The organism is Sphingomonas sp. G5 (genome assembly GCF_052660795.1).
Map to the genome: position 1 here is coordinate 489,499 of NZ_CP109660.1, position 15,894 is coordinate 505,392.

The following is a 15,894-nucleotide window of genomic DNA, read 5'->3' on the forward strand; positions in this document are numbered from 1 at the left end:
ACAGGAGAACCAGTGCTCGAATCAACCACTTTCGATCAGATCCGTATCGGTCTGGCCACCGCCGACGACATCCGTCGTTGGTCCTTCGGTGAGGTCAAGAAGCCCGAGACGATCAACTACCGCACGCTGAAGCCCGAGAAGGACGGCCTCTTCGGCGAGCAGATCTTCGGGCCCTCCCGCGACTGGGAGTGCGCCTGCGGAAAGTACAAGCGCGTGCGCTTCAAGGGCATCGTTTGCGAGCGCTGCGGCGTCGAGGTCACCAAGAGCTCGGTCCGTCGCGAGCGCATGGGCCACATCGAGCTCGCCGCGCCCGTCACGCACATCTGGTACTTCAAGGGCGTGCCCTCGCGCCTCGGCTACCTGCTGGACATGGCGCCGAAGGACCTCGAGAAGGTCATCTACTTCGCCGCCTACATGGTCATCTCGGTCGACGAGGATGCTCGTCACCGCGACCTGGCCACGCAGGAGAACAACATCCGTCTCGAGCTGAAGACGCTCGGCGACCGTCGCGATGCCCGCATCGCCGCTCGCCTCGCCAAGCTCGAGGAGGAGCTCGCCGTCCTCGAGGCGGAGGGCGCCAAGGCCGACCAGAAGAAGAAGGTCAAGGACGCCGCCGAGAAGGAGATGACCTCGGCGCGCAAGAACGCCGACGAGCAGATCGCCAAGCTCGAGCGCGTGTGGGAGGACTTCCGCACGCTCGAGGTCGGCGCCCTGAAGCCCGAGGACGACGTGTTCCACGAGCTCCAGGACCGCTTCGGTCAATACTTCGAGGCCCACATGGGTGCCGAGTCGATCAAGCGTCGTCTCGAGGCCTTCGACCTGCAGGCCGAGGCCGACAGCCTCCACCTGCAGATCTCCGAGGGCAAGGGGCAGCGCAAGATCCGCGCGATCAAGCGCCTCAAGGTCGTCAACTCGTTCCTGCAGACCGGCATGAGCCCGGCCTCGATGGTGCTCGACGTCGTCCCGGTGATCCCGCCGGAGCTTCGTCCCATGGTCCAGCTCGACGGTGGCCGCTTCGCGACCAGCGACCTGAACGACCTCTACCGTCGCGTGATCAACCGCAACAACCGCCTCCGTCGCCTGATCGACCTCGGTGCCCCCGAGATCATCGTCAACAACGAGAAGCGCATGCTGCAGGAGGCCGTCGACGCGCTGTTCGACAACGGCCGCCGTGGTCGCCCCGTCACCGGTACCGGCAACCGCGCCCTGAAGTCCCTGAGCGACATGCTCAAGGGAAAGCAGGGTCGCTTCCGCCAGAACCTGCTCGGAAAGCGCGTCGACTACTCGGGCCGTTCCGTCATCATCGTCGGACCCCAGCTCAAGCTCCACCAGTGCGGTCTGCCCAAGCAGATGGCTCTCGAGCTGTTCAAGCCGTTCGTGATCAAGCGCCTGATCGACCTCGGTCACTCGCAGAACATCAAGGCCGCCAAGCGCGCCGTCGAGCGCTACCGTCCCGAGGTCTGGGACGTGCTCGAGGAGATCATCCGCGAGCGCCCCGTGCTGCTGAACCGTGCACCCACCCTGCACCGTCTCGGCATCCAGGCGTTCGAGCCCCAGCTCGTCGAGGGCAAGGCCATCCAGCTGCACCCGCTCGTGTGCGCGGCGTTCAACGCCGACTTCGACGGTGACCAGATGGCTGTCCACCTGCCCCTGTCGGTCGAGGCTCAGGCCGAGGCGCGCGTGCTCATGCTCGCCTCGAACAACATCCTCAAGCCGTCGGACGGCCGTCCGGTCACCCTGCCCTCGCAGGACATGATCATCGGTCTGCACCACCTCACCACCCTCAAGGAGGGTGCCGTGGGCGAGGGCCGTGCATTCGGTTCGGTGGGCGAGGCGATCCTGGCCAAGGACGAGGGCACCCTCGACCTGCAGGCCAAGGCGCGCATCCGCATCCCCGGCCTGACGTTCCTCGAGGGCCAGGCGCCCGAGGGCTACGACAAGCACGGTCTCGTCGACGCCTCGCTCGGTCAGGCGATCTTCAACGACACCCTCCCCAAGGGCTACCCGTTCGTTCGCGAACAAGCCGACAAGGGCAAGCTGTCGCAGATCGTCAACAAGCTGGCCGAGGAGTACCCCAAGGTCGAGGTCGCGGCATCGCTCGACCGGATCAAGGACGCCGGCTTCTACTGGGCCACCCGTTCGGGTGTCACCGTGGCGCTGAGCGACATCCTCACCCCGCCGAACAAGGCGGAGATCGTGGCCGGCTACGAGAAGCAGGCCGCGAAGGTGCAGGGCCAGTACGAGAAGGGTCTCACCACCGACGCCGAGCGTCGTCAGGAGCTCATCAAGATCTGGACCGAGGCCACCGACGAGGTCCAGAAGGCGATGCGGGACAACTTCCCCGCCGACAACACCATCAACCGCATGGTCTCGTCGGGCGCCCGTGGTAACTGGCTGCAGATCCGCAACATCGCGGGTATGCGAGGCCTGGTGAACAACCCCAAGGGTGAGATCATCCCGCGTCCGATCATCTCCTCGTACCGCGAGGGACTGTCGGTCGCCGAGTACTTCATCGCGACGCACGGTGCCCGTAAGGGTCTGGCCGACACGGCCCTCCGTACGGCCGACTCGGGGTACCTGACGCGTCGTCTGGTCGACGTCTCGCAGGATGTCATCATCCGCGAGGAGGACTGCGGCACGTCGAAGGGCCTCGAGCTCCCGATCGCCGCCGCCGACTCGACCGGTTCGCTGGTCAAGGACGCCAACGTCGAGAACTCGGTGTTCGCTCGTACGCTCGCCACGGCGGTCGTCGACGCGCAGGGCACCGTGCTGGCCGAGGCCGGCGACGACGTGGGCGACGTGCTCATCGACAAGCTGGTCGCCGGTGGCGTCGAGACCATCAAGGTCCGCTCGGTCCTGACGTGCGACTCGGCTGTCGGTGTCTGCGCGAAGTGCTACGGCCGTTCGCTCGCCACCGGCAAGATCGTCGACATCGGCGAGGCCGTCGGCATCATCGCGGCCCAGTCGATCGGTGAGCCCGGTACCCAGCTGACGATGCGTACCTTCCACACCGGTGGTTCCGCTTCGGCAGACGACATCACGCAGGGTCTTCCCCGCGTGCAGGAGCTGTTCGAGGCCCGCACCCCCAAGGGCGCGTCGCCGATCGCCGAGGCCGATGGCCGCATCACGATCGACGAGACCGACAAGGCCAAGAAGGTCATCCTCACGCCCGACAACGGCGACGAGCCGGTGGTCTACCCCGTCCTGAAGCGCGCGACGCTCCTGGTCGAGGACGGGCAGCACGTCGTGGTCGGTCAGCCGATCCTCGTCGGAACGCTCGACCCCAAGGAGGTCATGCGCGTGCAGGGTGCCCGCGAGGTGCAGAAGTACCTCGTCAACGGCGTCCAGGGCGTGTACCGCTCGCAGGGTGTGCCGATCCACGACAAGCACATCGAGGTCATCGTCCGACAGATGCTCCGCAAGGTCACCGTCGTCGATCACGCCGACACCGATCTGCTCCCGGGTGAGCTGGTGGACTTCAAGCGCTACCAGGCCATCAACCGCGAGGCCGTCGGCGAGGGCAAGCGTCCCGCGTCGGGTCGTCCCGAGCTGATGGGTATCACGAAGGCGTCGCTCGCGACGGAGTCGTGGCTGTCGGCCGCGTCGTTCCAGGAGACCACCCGCGTCCTGACGCAGGCGGCCATGGAGGGCAAGAGCGACCCGCTCGTCGGCCTCAAGGAGAACGTCATCATCGGAAAGCTCATCCCCGCCGGAACCGGACTTGCGAAGTACCGCAACGTCACGGTCGAGGCGACGGAAGAGGCGAAGAGCGAGCGGTACCCCAACCGCATCTTCGCCTCGGACGGCGCGTACAGCGACGCCGACCTGAGCTACGTCGACTTCGACAGCTTCTCGACGGACGACTTCACGCCCGGTACGTACAACTGATCGACGGGATGCCACGCCCCGGTGCGGCATCCCGATCCCCGAAGGCCCCCGGCTCGCGCCGGGGGCCTTCGTCGTGCTCGCGGCGTGTCGGGTGAGGGGTCCGAGGCGTCGCTGCGCCTACCGTTGTGGTGGAGGAACGGATGGCCCGTATCGGGGGACGCAGTCTGTGGCTGGCTTGGCCGGCGGGTCTGCTGTGTGCGGCTGCCGTGACGGCCTTGGCGGTGATCGCCGCTCCGGGCGTGCCGATGGCGGTCGGCTTCGTCGGCGATACGCTGCGAGCCGCGACCGGCAGGCACGTGGTCGCCGAGACGGCGCCACCCGCACCCGCCTCGGACTGTCGACACCTGTACTCCCAGCCTCTCTGGTCGTCGCTGGTGTGGTCGCCGCAGGCGCTGCTGTCGCAGCGCCATACGCCGCCGGCGTCGACGCCCGAGGCCGTGGCAGCGGCAGCGGCAGCCCCCGCGGTCGTGGTCACGTGTCACTGGCGGGGGGAGGCCGGCCGATCCATCGAGACCACCGTCTCGACCGTGTCTCCCGACGGTGCCGCGGCGGTCGCCACGACGCTCACGGCGCAGGGCTTCGCGTGCTCCACCGCGGCCGACACGACGCACTGCGAACGAGCCGCGGGCGACGTCCTCGAGATCCACGACCTCCGCGCGGACCGCTGGGTGTCGTCGACGCTCTCGGGCTGGATGCCGGACGACTACGCCGCGATCGTGGCATCCCACGCCTTCTTCGGCGAGTGACGCGGCCCGGAGCGACGTGCGCTCAGCCGCCGAACACGGCGGCGATGATGCTCGCGGTATAGCCGGTCGGCGCGAGGTTGGAGTACTGCGTGTCGATGAGCACGCCGTCGCGCCAGTACAGCGTGCGGCCGTCGTTGACGGGGTAGGTCGGGTTGATCCAGGTCTTCTCGCAGCGTGTGCCGGCGTCGGGGGTGTAACAACTGAAACCCTGCGTATCGACCAGGCCGTTGAGCATGTCGAGGGCCGGGCCGCGGTCCATGCGCGAGATGTGGGTGACGAGACCGCTGGTGTCGGCGGCAGGGTCGCGCCAGATGCAGATCAGCGACCCGTCGGACTGGACGCCCGACGCCCCGACTGCGGGATCGTTCAGGGGCGTGGTGCCCAGTTGCGACAGGACGTCGGCGGAGAGCATGGCGCGACAGTCGGCGGGGATCCGAACCGCGGGCGCCGTCTGCGTGATCGTGGGGATGGGGGTCGGACTCTCGGATACGACGGACGTCGACGGGGCGGGGGCGGCTTCCTCGGCGACGGGGGCGCACGCCGTCAGAGCGACGAGAGCGGCGACGGCGAAAACCGCTCCGACGGCCGGGCGGAGCAGGCGACGGGGCATGGGAACACCCTAAGCCGCCCCACCGACACGGTCGAGAAGGACATCCGACGGCACGCCTGCGCGATGCCGCGCGATACCCGGGTTAGCCTTGCGCCGCAAGCACCGCGTGAGGAGACCCCATGAGCGACAACAAGTCGTACGGCGACCCCGTCGCTGAACCCAAGGACTCGTACGGCGACCCCGTCGTCGAGCCGAAGGACGAAGCGCAGGATGTCGTCGGCCGAGCCCACGAGGGTCTCGCCGACGCCGAGGCCGCTCGTCGTGACGCGGTCGACCCCGCCGCCGCCGAGGCCGCGTGGGACGAGCGCGAGGCGCACGAGCACGAGTCGGCGACGTCGCAGACGCCGCGCAGCGAGCACACCGCGCCGGTCGTGCACGACGCGTCCCCCGTCGCGCCGCAGAGCAGCTCGGCATCCGCGGGTTCGGTCGATCTCGACGACGAAGACGCCCGATGGGCCGCGTACGCCGCGTCCGCCGAGCCGGCGCGCGATGACGTCCGCCACGACGAGACCTCGCGTTCCGACGACGCGCACACCACCGTCTACCCCGCCGCCGCCGGAGCCGGTGCCGCCGCGGCGGCGACCGCTCCCGTCGCCGACGAACCCACGCGCGTCGTGGGCGGGGCGCAGCCGATCTTCGTGCAGGCCCCCGAAGCTCCCCGTCCGCGGAACAACCGCGGCGCGGCCGGAGCGATCGGCCTGCTCGCCGCCCTGGTCTTCGCGGCTCTCTATCTCGCGGCCACCCTGGGTCTGGGGCTGCTCACCGGCTCCGTCCAGTCTGCGGACCTCGGTCAGGCGGCTCTCTCGGCCCTCACCACCTGGGGCCTCTGGGTTCCGACCGTGGCCTTCTACTTCGGCTTCTGGTTCCTCGGCGCGCTCATCAACCGCGGCCGCTGGGGGCACTGGGTCGTGTGGGGCCTGGTCGTCGGCGTTGTGGCGTGGGCCGGGCATCTGCTCGGCGTGCTCTTCGCCGCCCCCTTCTGGATGATCACCGCCCGCCAGTCGTTCGAGTTGCTGCAGGACAACGTCCTCGCACCCCTCGCCATCGTGGCGTTCATCCTGGGTCGCGAGCTCACCATCTGGTTCGGATCCTGGGTAGCCGCGCGCGGTCGCCGCATCAGCGAGATCAACGCCGAAGCCCAGCGCGAGTACGAGCGCACTCTGGAGGCCGGTCCTCAGCTCTCGCAGCGCTGAACCGGAGTCCATGACGAACGAGCAGCGACCGGCGGGGGTTTCCCCGCCGGTCGCCGTCGTCTTCGCGGCCGTGGTCTTCATCGCCCTCTCGATCGGGGGTCTCGGGGTGGTGAGTCTCCTCGTCGACGCCGATGTCATCCCCGTCCGCGGTCTGGGGGCGATCCCGGGCGTGACCGGTCAGCTCTTCGCCCTGGGAGCCTTCGCCGCGACCCTGCGGTGGGGTCTTCGCGCCGATCCGCCGGGCTTTCTCCTCTCCGTCCCCTGCGCGATCGCCGCCTATCTGGGTGAAGTGCTCGGCATCGTCGTCGGCGCCCTCGTCAGCGGCGCCGACCCGGCCCGCGGCGTCGCTGCGGCGAGCAGCGTCGCGCTGGGGTTCCCCGGTCCCGTCGTCGCCGCCGCCGCGCTGCTCGCGGGACTCTTCGGTATCCTGCTCGTCCGCACCCGGACGCGCGGCCCGCGCTGGCGGTGGGAAGACGATGAAGACGACCTCTGACGCGATCGTGACGCGCGGATTCGTGCGCATCCGCGTGTTCCCGGGCGTGTCGGGCTAGCGTAGGGGCGTGGAGCGGTCGCTCGAGAGCCAGGTCGGTCAGGCGGTGGACGCCTGGCTCCGCTGGCTGCCCCGGTGGGAGCCCGCGAACCATCGAGGACGCGTCGCGCCATGCCGTCGATGCTTCGGTTCCCCGGTGCTGTCAGCCGCGGGCCTCGGGTCTGACGTGCCGCACGGGGTGCAGCACGGCCTGTCTACGCGCGTGAAGACCATCGTCGACCACGCGGTCGCCGAGTACACCTCCCGCAACCTCCCCATGCTCCAAGCCGAGCTCGACCACCAGTCCGAGCGCAACCGGCGGCGTTCTTACCGTCCCGCTGAGGGCCTCGAGCCCGAATTCGACGGGATGCCGTTGGACCCCGACCCCGAGCCCGGATCGCCCTTCCTCTTCACGCTGTCGGGCCTCGCCGCGGAGGAGGACGCAGCCCTCCCCGCACTTCCCCCTCTGTCGGATGCCGCGAAGGCGGCACTGCGACAGGAGGTCGGCCTCGCCGACGATTACGCGAACATGATCGGTCGCGAGGTGTGCACGATCCTGCTGCGCCACCGCCTGCGCATTCAGGCCGCGGTGGCCGAATTCGTGGAGCCGCAGATCGCCGCTCTGCTCGACGATCTCACTCGGTCTCTCGATGCGCCCTTCGATCCGCGCGACGCGGAGCCGCCGGCATCCTGAAGCTCTGTGCACAACGGCACGGCGTCGCGTTGTGCTTTTGTTAGCATCAACGAGTTGTCCGCTTATCGAGTCGCGGAACAGACGCACGGGGGAGGGGGCTCGATGCCGCAGCGCCTGCCGTCTTCGCCGCCCATCCTGCCCGGGCTCGCGTACATCCGGCCGTTGGGGTCGGGCGGCTTCGCCGACGTCTTCCTGTACGGGCAGGACATGCCGCGTCGCGACGTCGCGGTCAAGGTCCTCCCGAGCGATGTGCGCGACGCCGACCTGCTGCGCATGTTCAACGCCGAGGCAGACGTCCTGGCGCACCTGTCCGCCCACCCGTCGATCGTCACCGTCTACCAGGCCGGAATCTCCGCCGACGGGCGGCCCTACATCGTCATGGAGTTCTGCCCGGGCTCTCTCGCGCAGAGGTACCGCGTCGAGCGCATCCCCGTAGCCGAGGTGCTGTCCATCGGCGTCCGTATGTCGGGAGCCCTCGAATCCGCGCACCACGCCGGGCTCATCCACCGAGACGTCAAGCCCAGCAACATCCTCGTGACGACGTTCGGCGCGCCCGTGCTGGCCGACTTCGGCATCTCGTCTTCGCTCGTCCGTCAGGGAGCCGACGAGATGCTCGCCATGTCTGTCCCGTGGAGCGCGCCCGAGGTCATCGCCGAGCAGACCGCGGGGACGGTGTCGAGCGAGGTGTGGAGCCTGGGCGCCACGATCTATTCGCTGCTCGCCGGGCAGAGCCCGTTCGAGCGGCGCGAGAAGGGGCAGAACTCGCGCGAGCAGCTCCGCCGCCGCATCGCCCGCGCCACCTACACCGACATCTCCCGGAGTGACGTGCCTGCCTCGCTGCAGGCGGTGCTCGCGAAGTCCATGTCGCGCAATCCGGCCGACCGCTACGCCAGCGCACGCGAGTTCGGCGAGGCCCTGCAGGCGGTGCAGATCGAGGCGGGTATGCCGGCGACGCCGCTCGAGGTGCCCGCCGCCGAGTGGGCGCCCGCCGCTCGATCGATCGATTTCGCCGACGGCACGCTGCGCGGTCCCGCACGGTCGCGCATCGAGCGCGACGGGGCGCGGAAGCTCCGCGGGACGTCCGGAATGGCGGGCTATGTGCGTGACGAGGACACCGACATCGCCACGCCGGTGTCGAGCGGATCCAAGGTGCTGCCGTGGATTCTGGCATCCGCCACACTCGTGACCGCCGGAGCCGTCGTCGTAGCGGCACTGTTCGCGACGGGGGTGCTCCGATGAGGCGGAGGAACATCGTGGGCCTGGCCTCCACCCTGGCCGCGGGTGCCCTGGTCATCACCGCGAGCATCGTGTGGCCCGGCCTCGACGCCCAGCAGACCCCCGAGGTCGACACGTCGGTGTGGGCGCTCCAGACCGGCGACGGCCAGCGCTACGCGCGCGTCAACACCACCGTCGGCGAGCTCGACACGGTGCGCACGGCCGGCAACCCCAGCCAGGTCGTCCAGAGCGGCGACGGCGCCTACCTCTTCACCGACAGCTTCAGCAAGCTCACCCGCATCAACGAGGCACAGCCCGTCGATCTCTCCGACGACCAGCTCGAGGCAGCTCCCGATACACCGCCGGGCACGACGTCCGTGGCCACGGCGGGCGACTACGCCGTCTATCGCACCGACACGGGCACGCTCTTCGCGAGCAGGTTGAGCCAGGCGGGCCAGAAGCCGACCGAGCTCGACCCCTTCGGCACCTCCACGGACGAGAACGCTCCCTCTTACACCGCGGATGCCATCGCCCTCGATGCTCGCGGCATGCTCTTCGCGTACTCCTCCGCCGACGGCTCCGTCATCCGGTACGACATCGAGGCCGACGAGCTGCGCGGGCGCGACGCCCTCGACGCGGACGTGGCCGCCCCCGTGCTCTCCGCCGCAGGCGACACCTGGGTCCTCGTCGATGCCGACGCCGGACGCGTGTGGGTGCGCGGGGAGGACCCCGTCACGATCGAGGCGGCGGATCAGCTCGTCGTCGCCGACGCCGACGCCGAGGCACGTGCCGTGTACGTCGCCGACGACCAGTCGCTCTGGAGCATCCCCGCCGATGGGTCCGAGCCGCGGCGCGAGGTGGGCGGAGGCGGCAACGTGCTCGGTCAGCCTGCGCGCCCCCTCTCGCATCAGGGAGTCGCCTACGCCGCGTGGCTGCTCCCCGGAGACGCGCGCGGAACACTCTGGCGCTCCGACCAGGGCGAGACGAACCTCGACTACGGCGGGGCGACCATGCCCGACCAGCGTCGACCGGTCTTCGTGGCCACCGACCACGCGGTGATCCTCAACGAGACGCGCACGGGCTGGGTCTGGACGGTCCCCGACGGGACGCTCGTCGCCTCGAGTCAGAACTGGTCGCTCGACGATCGCACCGAGCAGACGGCTGTCCAGAGCGAAGAGAAACTGAGCGTGGTGCTCGACCCCAAGCCGCCGATCGCCGAGCCCGACACCTTCGGCGTACGACCCGGACGGCTCACGACACTGCCGGTGCTCCTGAACGATCACGACCCCAACGAGGACGTCCTCAGCATCATCGCCGAGAGCGTCACGGGCCTCGATCCGGGTTTCGGCAGCCTCACCGTCACCGATTCCGGCCAGCGCCTGGCCGTTCGGGTGGCTCCGGGAGCGACGGGTAGCGCGACGTTCTCGTACTCGGTCACCGACGGCACTGCTGCCGACGGGCTGAACTCCGCTCCGGCGACCGTCACGCTCACGGTCTCGCCCGCGCAGACCAATGCGGCGCCCGTCTGGTGCGGCGTCGACAAGTGCCTGCAGCCGTGGCCGACCCCCGAGGTCGCGCGCGGCGGCACGATCACCGTTCCGGTGCTGCCCGGCTGGGTGGACCCCGACGGCGACCCCCTGCTGCTGCTCTCGGTCGACAATCCCGGCGGCGTCGGTACGGTCGCCGCGACCCCCGGCGGGGACGTGGTCTACCAGCACGCCGACGACGGCTCCGGCGGCGAGCAGAACATCCAGCTCGACGTCACGGTCGCCGATACCGAGGGCGCGAAGACGACGAAGCCGCTCGTGATCCGGGTGGCACCCGATCCCACGCTCGCGGTGCAGTCGTTCGCGAAGATCGACACCGTCGGATCCTCCGTCGCCGTCGACGTCGGACCGCACGTCACCGGCACGGCCGGAAACGTCAGCCTCACCTCGGTGCGGGTCCTCGACGATGCGGCGGCCACGGCCACCGTGGTCGGCGGCAGCACGACCTTCGACTTCGCGGCGAACCAGCCCGGCGTGTACCGCGTGGACTTCACCGTGAACGGCGGGGGCCGCGACGCGACGGGCACCGCGCGGATCACGCTGCTTCCCGCCGACGCGCCCGCCCAGCTCGCGACCTCTCCCGTCGTGGCGTTCGTGCGGCCCCAGGAAGACGCCACGCTCGACGTGTTCAGCGCCGTGTCCAACCCGACCGGCCGCGTGCTGCTGCTCAGCGACGTGGCGGCGACGGCCCAAGAGGGTGCGTCGCTCACGGTGGACACCGTGGGTCAGAACGACCTGCGCGTGTCGGGGAGCACGGCCGACGGCTCGGCCGGGCTGCTCGGAACCGTCGCCTACACGGTGAGCGACGGGACCAACGACGAGGGTTCTCGCGTGACCGGTGAGGCGACGGTGTACCTTCTGCCGCCCGCTCCCGAGATCGCTCCGATCGCGGTCGACGACAACGTCACGGTCCGCGTCGGCGCCCAGATCGACATCCCCGTCCTCGACAACGACATCTCACCGGCGGGAGGTCGCCCGACCCTCGACCCCTCGAGCGTGCAGACCCAACCCGCGAGTGACGCCCTCGCCTTCACCTCCGGGGGCGTGCTCCGCTACCTCGCCCCCACGACGCCGGGATCGTACGAAGTCACATACCGCGTCTACACGACCGGTACCCCCGCGCTCTGGGACGAAGCGACGGTGCACATCACCGTCCTGGGCGGAGAGGCCAACCGCGCGCCCCTGCCCGACACCCTCGAGGGCCGAGTGCTCAGTGGCGGCACCACCTCGATCGACTTCCACGGCTTCGGCGTCGATCCCGACGGCGACGCCGTCACACTCGACCGGATCGTCGCGCAGCCCAACAGAGGCACGGCATCCATCTCCGCGGACGGCTCGAGCATCCTGTACTCCTCGGTGCCCGGCGATCGCGGTCAGGTCTCGTTCCGCTATCGCGTGTCCGATTCGTCCGGCGCGACGGGGGAAGGCACCGTTCGCATCGGTGTGCTGGACGCCGAGGCGAACCCCAGCCCGATCACCTTCACCGACTACGTGCAGGTGCAGGCCGGCGTCGATCGCACGATCCGCGTCAGCCCGTTGGCCAACGACATCGACCCCACGCAGGGACGTCTCACCCTCACCGGTGTGCGCCCCGACCTGCCCGAGAAACTGGTCGACGAGAGCGACAACCCCGAGTACGCGCGCCTGAAGGGCTTCATCGATTCGGTGTCCGACACCGGGGTCGTCATCGAGGCCGGCGAGCAGCCGGGAACCATGTCGTTCCTCTACGACGTGGCATCCGACTCGGGAAACACCGGCCGAGGGCTCATCGTCGTCAAGGTCGTGCGCGAGAACGTCCCCGACTACCCGGTCGTCACCGACACCGTGCTGACCGTCGAGAACCGCGACGACTTCACGACCGGTGTCGACGTGCTCGCGGGTAAGGCCACCTGGTCCGGCGGCGAGGTCGGCGACCTCGACGTGTCGCTGTGGGGTCAGCCCTCCGACGTCACCCTCAGCGGCCGTCAGATCTCGGGCGCCCTGCCGGCCACTCGTCGTGTCATCCCGTTCGCCATCACCGGCCGTGTGGGCGACACGGACGTGACCACCTATGCGTTCCTGCGCGTCCCCGGCGATGACGACCTCAGCCTCTCCCTGCGCCCGGGCGCCGCGCAGCGCGTCGACGAGCTGGCCTCGGTCGACTTCGACATGGCCAACCTCGTCGCGCTCCCGCGCCGCGCCGCGCTCGAGGTGGGGACCGACGTGTCCGCGACGGGTGTCCGTGCCGAAGGACGCTGCTCCGTGTCCGGGACGACCGTCCGCTACGACGCCGGGGCCGGGTCCCCGTACACCGACGCGTGTCAGGTGCCGGTGCGTATCGCGGGCACCGAGGAGTGGACGGTGGTCTCCGTGCCCATCGGCATCGTCGCCCGTGATCCCCAGCCCGAGCTCAAGCCCGCCGCGCTGACGGTCGGCCCCGGGGAGACCGCCACGTTCGACCTGCGCAACATGACCAGCTGGCAGCTCGGCCGCGAGGACTGGAACGGCATCCGCTACGCCCTCGACTACGGCGGATCCGCCTTCAGCGTTTCTGTCGACGGCTCCATCGTCACGGTCACCGGCAACGACCGCTCGGTCCCGGGTACCGAAAACGCCGCGATCATCTCGGTCACCAGCCACAACGCCGTCGCGCCGGCTCGACTCGTGTTGCGCGTCGGCGCGGCCCCGTCCACCCTTCCCCAGGGCGGAACGACCTCGAGGCAGTGCTCTCAGGCCAGCGGAACCAGCTGCCCGATCGATGTGATCGGAACCAGCGGCGAGGTGAACCCGCTGCCGCGCACTCCCCTCGAGGTCGTCGACGTGCGCCCGACCGCGGCGTGCGCGGGAGTCACCTTCGGCGTGGCATCGACCTCGAGCATCGTCGCCTCGTGGAGCGACGATGCTCCCGGTGCGACCTGCAGCGCGAGCGTCACGCTCCGCGACGCGCAGGGGCGCACCACGGCCTCGACGCGCGACGCCCGCGTCGTGCTCGATCTGCTCGGATTCCCCCGCCCGCCCGGAAGCGTCCGGCAGACGGCCTACGCCGACGGCTCCGTCACGCTGCGCGTCGACCCGGGCGAGGCGCGACGCGCCTACCCCGCCATCTCGGGTTTCACGGTGCGCTACAACGGTACTGTCGTGGGCCAGTGCGGCGCAGACGGCAGCTGCCCGCCGATCTCGGCGCCCAACGGCGAGCAGCGCGAGTACGTCGTGAACGCGGTGAACAGCGTGGGCGAATCGAAGATGGCCGTGCGCACCACCGGATGGGCGTACCGGCCCCCGAACGCTCCGCAGGGAATGGACTTCACGCCCACGCAGACCGGGGGAGAGGGGAACCTCGCCGACCTCGTCATCAAGGGCGTCGACAGCGCCGAGACCGGCACGCTCGAGATCGCGAGCGCCGCGGGCGACAAGATCCAGGTGAGCGTCGGACGCAACCAGGACGTCGTGCAGGTGGCCCGGTTCCGCGTGGGCTCCAACGCGTCGACCGCGGTCACCGTCACACCGATCTCGCGGTTCACCGTGCCCCCGGGGCTCGGCGGCGCGACGGCCGGAAACGTCTACTCCGGCACGGCGCACGGCGTCGGTGCACCGACCAACCCCGACCTGACGCTGACTTCGACGTCGAACGGCAACGGCACCTCGACGGTGGATGCGCGCGCGACCGCGCAGCAGAACGGATCGGATTCCGAGGTGCGCTTCGACATCGTCCGGAAGGGTCTGCCCTGCATTCCCCGTAGCGGGGGCGACACGCGCCAGTTCACGGCCCTCGGCGACGGCGAGACCTACAGCTTCACCATGTGCGCCGAGTCGTGGTTCAACGGCCGCTCGTACGGCTCGGTGAGTCTGGACAAGCAGGTCGATGCCCAGCAGAGCAAGGCGGCGCCGAAGGGGTACACCTTCCGCGTCGGGTCGAAGGCCGACGTCGGGAACGACAACACCGCGCGCTGGAGTATCGATCGCATCAACGATGGCGATCCGCCTCCGCGCTACAACGACACGAAGTTCGTCAACTGGGGTCCCGGCAACAAGACCTACGATCGCGATCCCGAGATCCAGGTCTACTTCCAGCACCAGCTCTGGGGAACGCAGTCCGAGTACGCGCCCGTGAAACCCGCGAACGGCAGCGCGCCCTACCAGGTGCAGGCCTCGTGGAAGGTCGCGAGCTGCGAGGGCGGCAAGACGCTCAGCGCCAGTGGTTCGTCGAGCAACGACAAAGCCAAGATCACCTTCAACTACGACAACGCGCGCTACTTCGACAAGGACGGCAAGCAGCTGCCGCGAGCCGAGGGCGCAGCCGCAACGGCCGTCCCGGTGGGCACCACTCGCGTCGATCGCATCCGCGTCACCGTCGACTGGTCGAGCCAGGGCTGGAACCTCGACTCGGCATCCGACGACTTCGGCGACCAGTGCAAGCCCGGCACACCGACCTCGAACCCCTCGTCCTGAGCCCTCCCGGCATCCCCTTTCCCGCCCTCGCCCACCGAAGGATTTCGACATGACGATCACCCAGGAGCAGGCCACCTGGTTCTCCCAGACCTTCTCGCAGATCGCCGACAACGTCGAGCGCGCGGTCCTCGGCAAGCGGCACGTGGTCGAGCTGGTGCTCACCGCCATGCTCAGTGACGGCCACGTCCTGCTCGAGGACGTCCCGGGTACCGGCAAGACCTCGCTCGCCCGCGCGGTGGCGTCGTCCGTCCAGGGAACGAACACGCGCATCCAGTTCACGCCCGATCTGCTTCCCGGCGACATCACCGGTATCACCGTCTACGACCAGAAGACGGGCACCTTCGAGTTCCACACCGGCCCGATCTTCGCCAACATCGTCCTCGCCGACGAGATCAACCGCGCGAGCCCCAAGACGCAGTCGGCTCTGCTCGAGGTCATGGAAGAGGGCAAGGTCACCATCGACGGCGTATCGCGAGAGGTCGGTGTGCCCTTCCTCGTGCTGGCCACGCAGAACCCCGTCGAGCAGGCCGGAACCTACCGCCTCCCCGAGGCCCAGCTCGACCGCTTCCTGCTCCGCACCTCGCTCGGCTACCCCGACCACGCGGCGACCGTCCGCATCCTCGACGGCGCGCCCGTGGCCACGGCAGAATTGCGCGCGATCATCACGCCCCAGGCCCTCGTCGGCATGGCCGACCTCGCGGCATCCGTGTACGTCGATGCCCTCGTCCTCGACTACATCGCCCGCCTCGTGGATGCCACCCGCACGGCCGACGAGGTCCGCCTCGGCGTGAGCATCCGCGGGGCTCTCGCCCTCACGCGGGCCACTCGCGCTCGTGCGGCGTCCCAGGGCCGGACGTACGCGACCCCCGACGATGTCAAGGCACTGGCCGTCGCCGTGCTCGCGCACCGCCTCATCCTGCATCCCGAGGCCGAGTTCGACGGTGTCACCCAGGAGGCCGTCATCGGCCAGGTCCTGCTCGACACCCAGCCGCCCTCGCAGCGCGAGAGCGCCTGACGGTGGTCCGTCCCGCGGCAGCCGCACCC

The 15,894-nt window shown here is 69.6% G+C and carries 9 protein-coding genes; 8 read left to right on the forward strand and 1 reads right to left on the reverse strand.

The window, feature by feature from the left end:
• The first annotated feature begins 12 nt into the window (after window positions 1–12).
• Window positions 13–3,888, forward strand: a complete 3,876-nt coding sequence (gene rpoC / locus NE358_RS02305; protein WP_289940993.1) for a DNA-directed RNA polymerase subunit beta' — start codon at window positions 13–15, stop codon at window positions 3,886–3,888.
• 140 nt (window positions 3,889–4,028) lie between these two features.
• Window positions 4,029–4,634: a hypothetical protein gene (locus NE358_RS02310; RefSeq protein WP_289940996.1), complete on the forward strand. Its 606-nt coding sequence runs from the start codon at window positions 4,029–4,031 to the stop codon at window positions 4,632–4,634.
• 22 nt (window positions 4,635–4,656) lie between these two features.
• Here NE358_RS02310 and NE358_RS02315 read toward each other — a convergent pair whose 3' ends face one another.
• Window positions 4,657–5,244 (reverse strand): hypothetical protein, encoded by a 588-nt coding sequence (locus NE358_RS02315; RefSeq protein WP_103206794.1) that lies wholly within the window; start codon window positions 5,242–5,244, stop codon window positions 4,657–4,659.
• Window positions 5,245–5,363: 119 nt separating this feature from the next.
• Here NE358_RS02315 and NE358_RS02320 point away from each other — a divergent pair, with 119 nt between their 5' ends.
• From NE358_RS02320 to NE358_RS02345, 6 genes are all read left to right on the forward strand, one after another.
• The gene (locus NE358_RS02320) at window positions 5,364–6,437 is read left to right on the forward strand and encodes an ABC transporter (RefSeq protein ID WP_289940999.1); all 1,074 of its coding nucleotides are present in this window, start codon (window positions 5,364–5,366) and stop codon (window positions 6,435–6,437) included.
• A 10-nt stretch (window positions 6,438–6,447) separates the two neighbouring features.
• Window positions 6,448–6,930: a DUF6121 family protein gene (locus NE358_RS02325; RefSeq protein WP_103206792.1), complete on the forward strand. Its 483-nt coding sequence runs from the start codon at window positions 6,448–6,450 to the stop codon at window positions 6,928–6,930.
• A 67-nt stretch (window positions 6,931–6,997) separates the two neighbouring features.
• Window positions 6,998–7,660, forward strand: coding sequence for a spermidine/putrescine ABC transporter substrate-binding protein (locus tag NE358_RS02330; RefSeq protein WP_103206791.1), 663 nt, complete (start codon window positions 6,998–7,000; stop codon window positions 7,658–7,660).
• 102 nt (window positions 7,661–7,762) lie between these two features.
• Window positions 7,763–8,899, forward strand: a complete 1,137-nt coding sequence (locus NE358_RS02335; RefSeq protein ID WP_103206790.1) for a serine/threonine-protein kinase — start codon at window positions 7,763–7,765, stop codon at window positions 8,897–8,899.
• A gap of 14 nt (window positions 8,900–8,913) precedes the next feature.
• Window positions 8,914–14,850 (forward strand): Ig-like domain-containing protein, encoded by a 5,937-nt coding sequence (locus tag NE358_RS02340; RefSeq protein WP_289941004.1) that lies wholly within the window; start codon window positions 8,914–8,916, stop codon window positions 14,848–14,850.
• Window positions 14,851–14,899: 49 nt separating this feature from the next.
• Complete coding sequence (locus NE358_RS02345; protein ID WP_103206788.1) at window positions 14,900–15,865, forward strand: AAA family ATPase; 966 nt, start codon at window positions 14,900–14,902, stop codon at window positions 15,863–15,865.
• Window positions 15,866–15,894 lie beyond the last annotated feature (29 nt).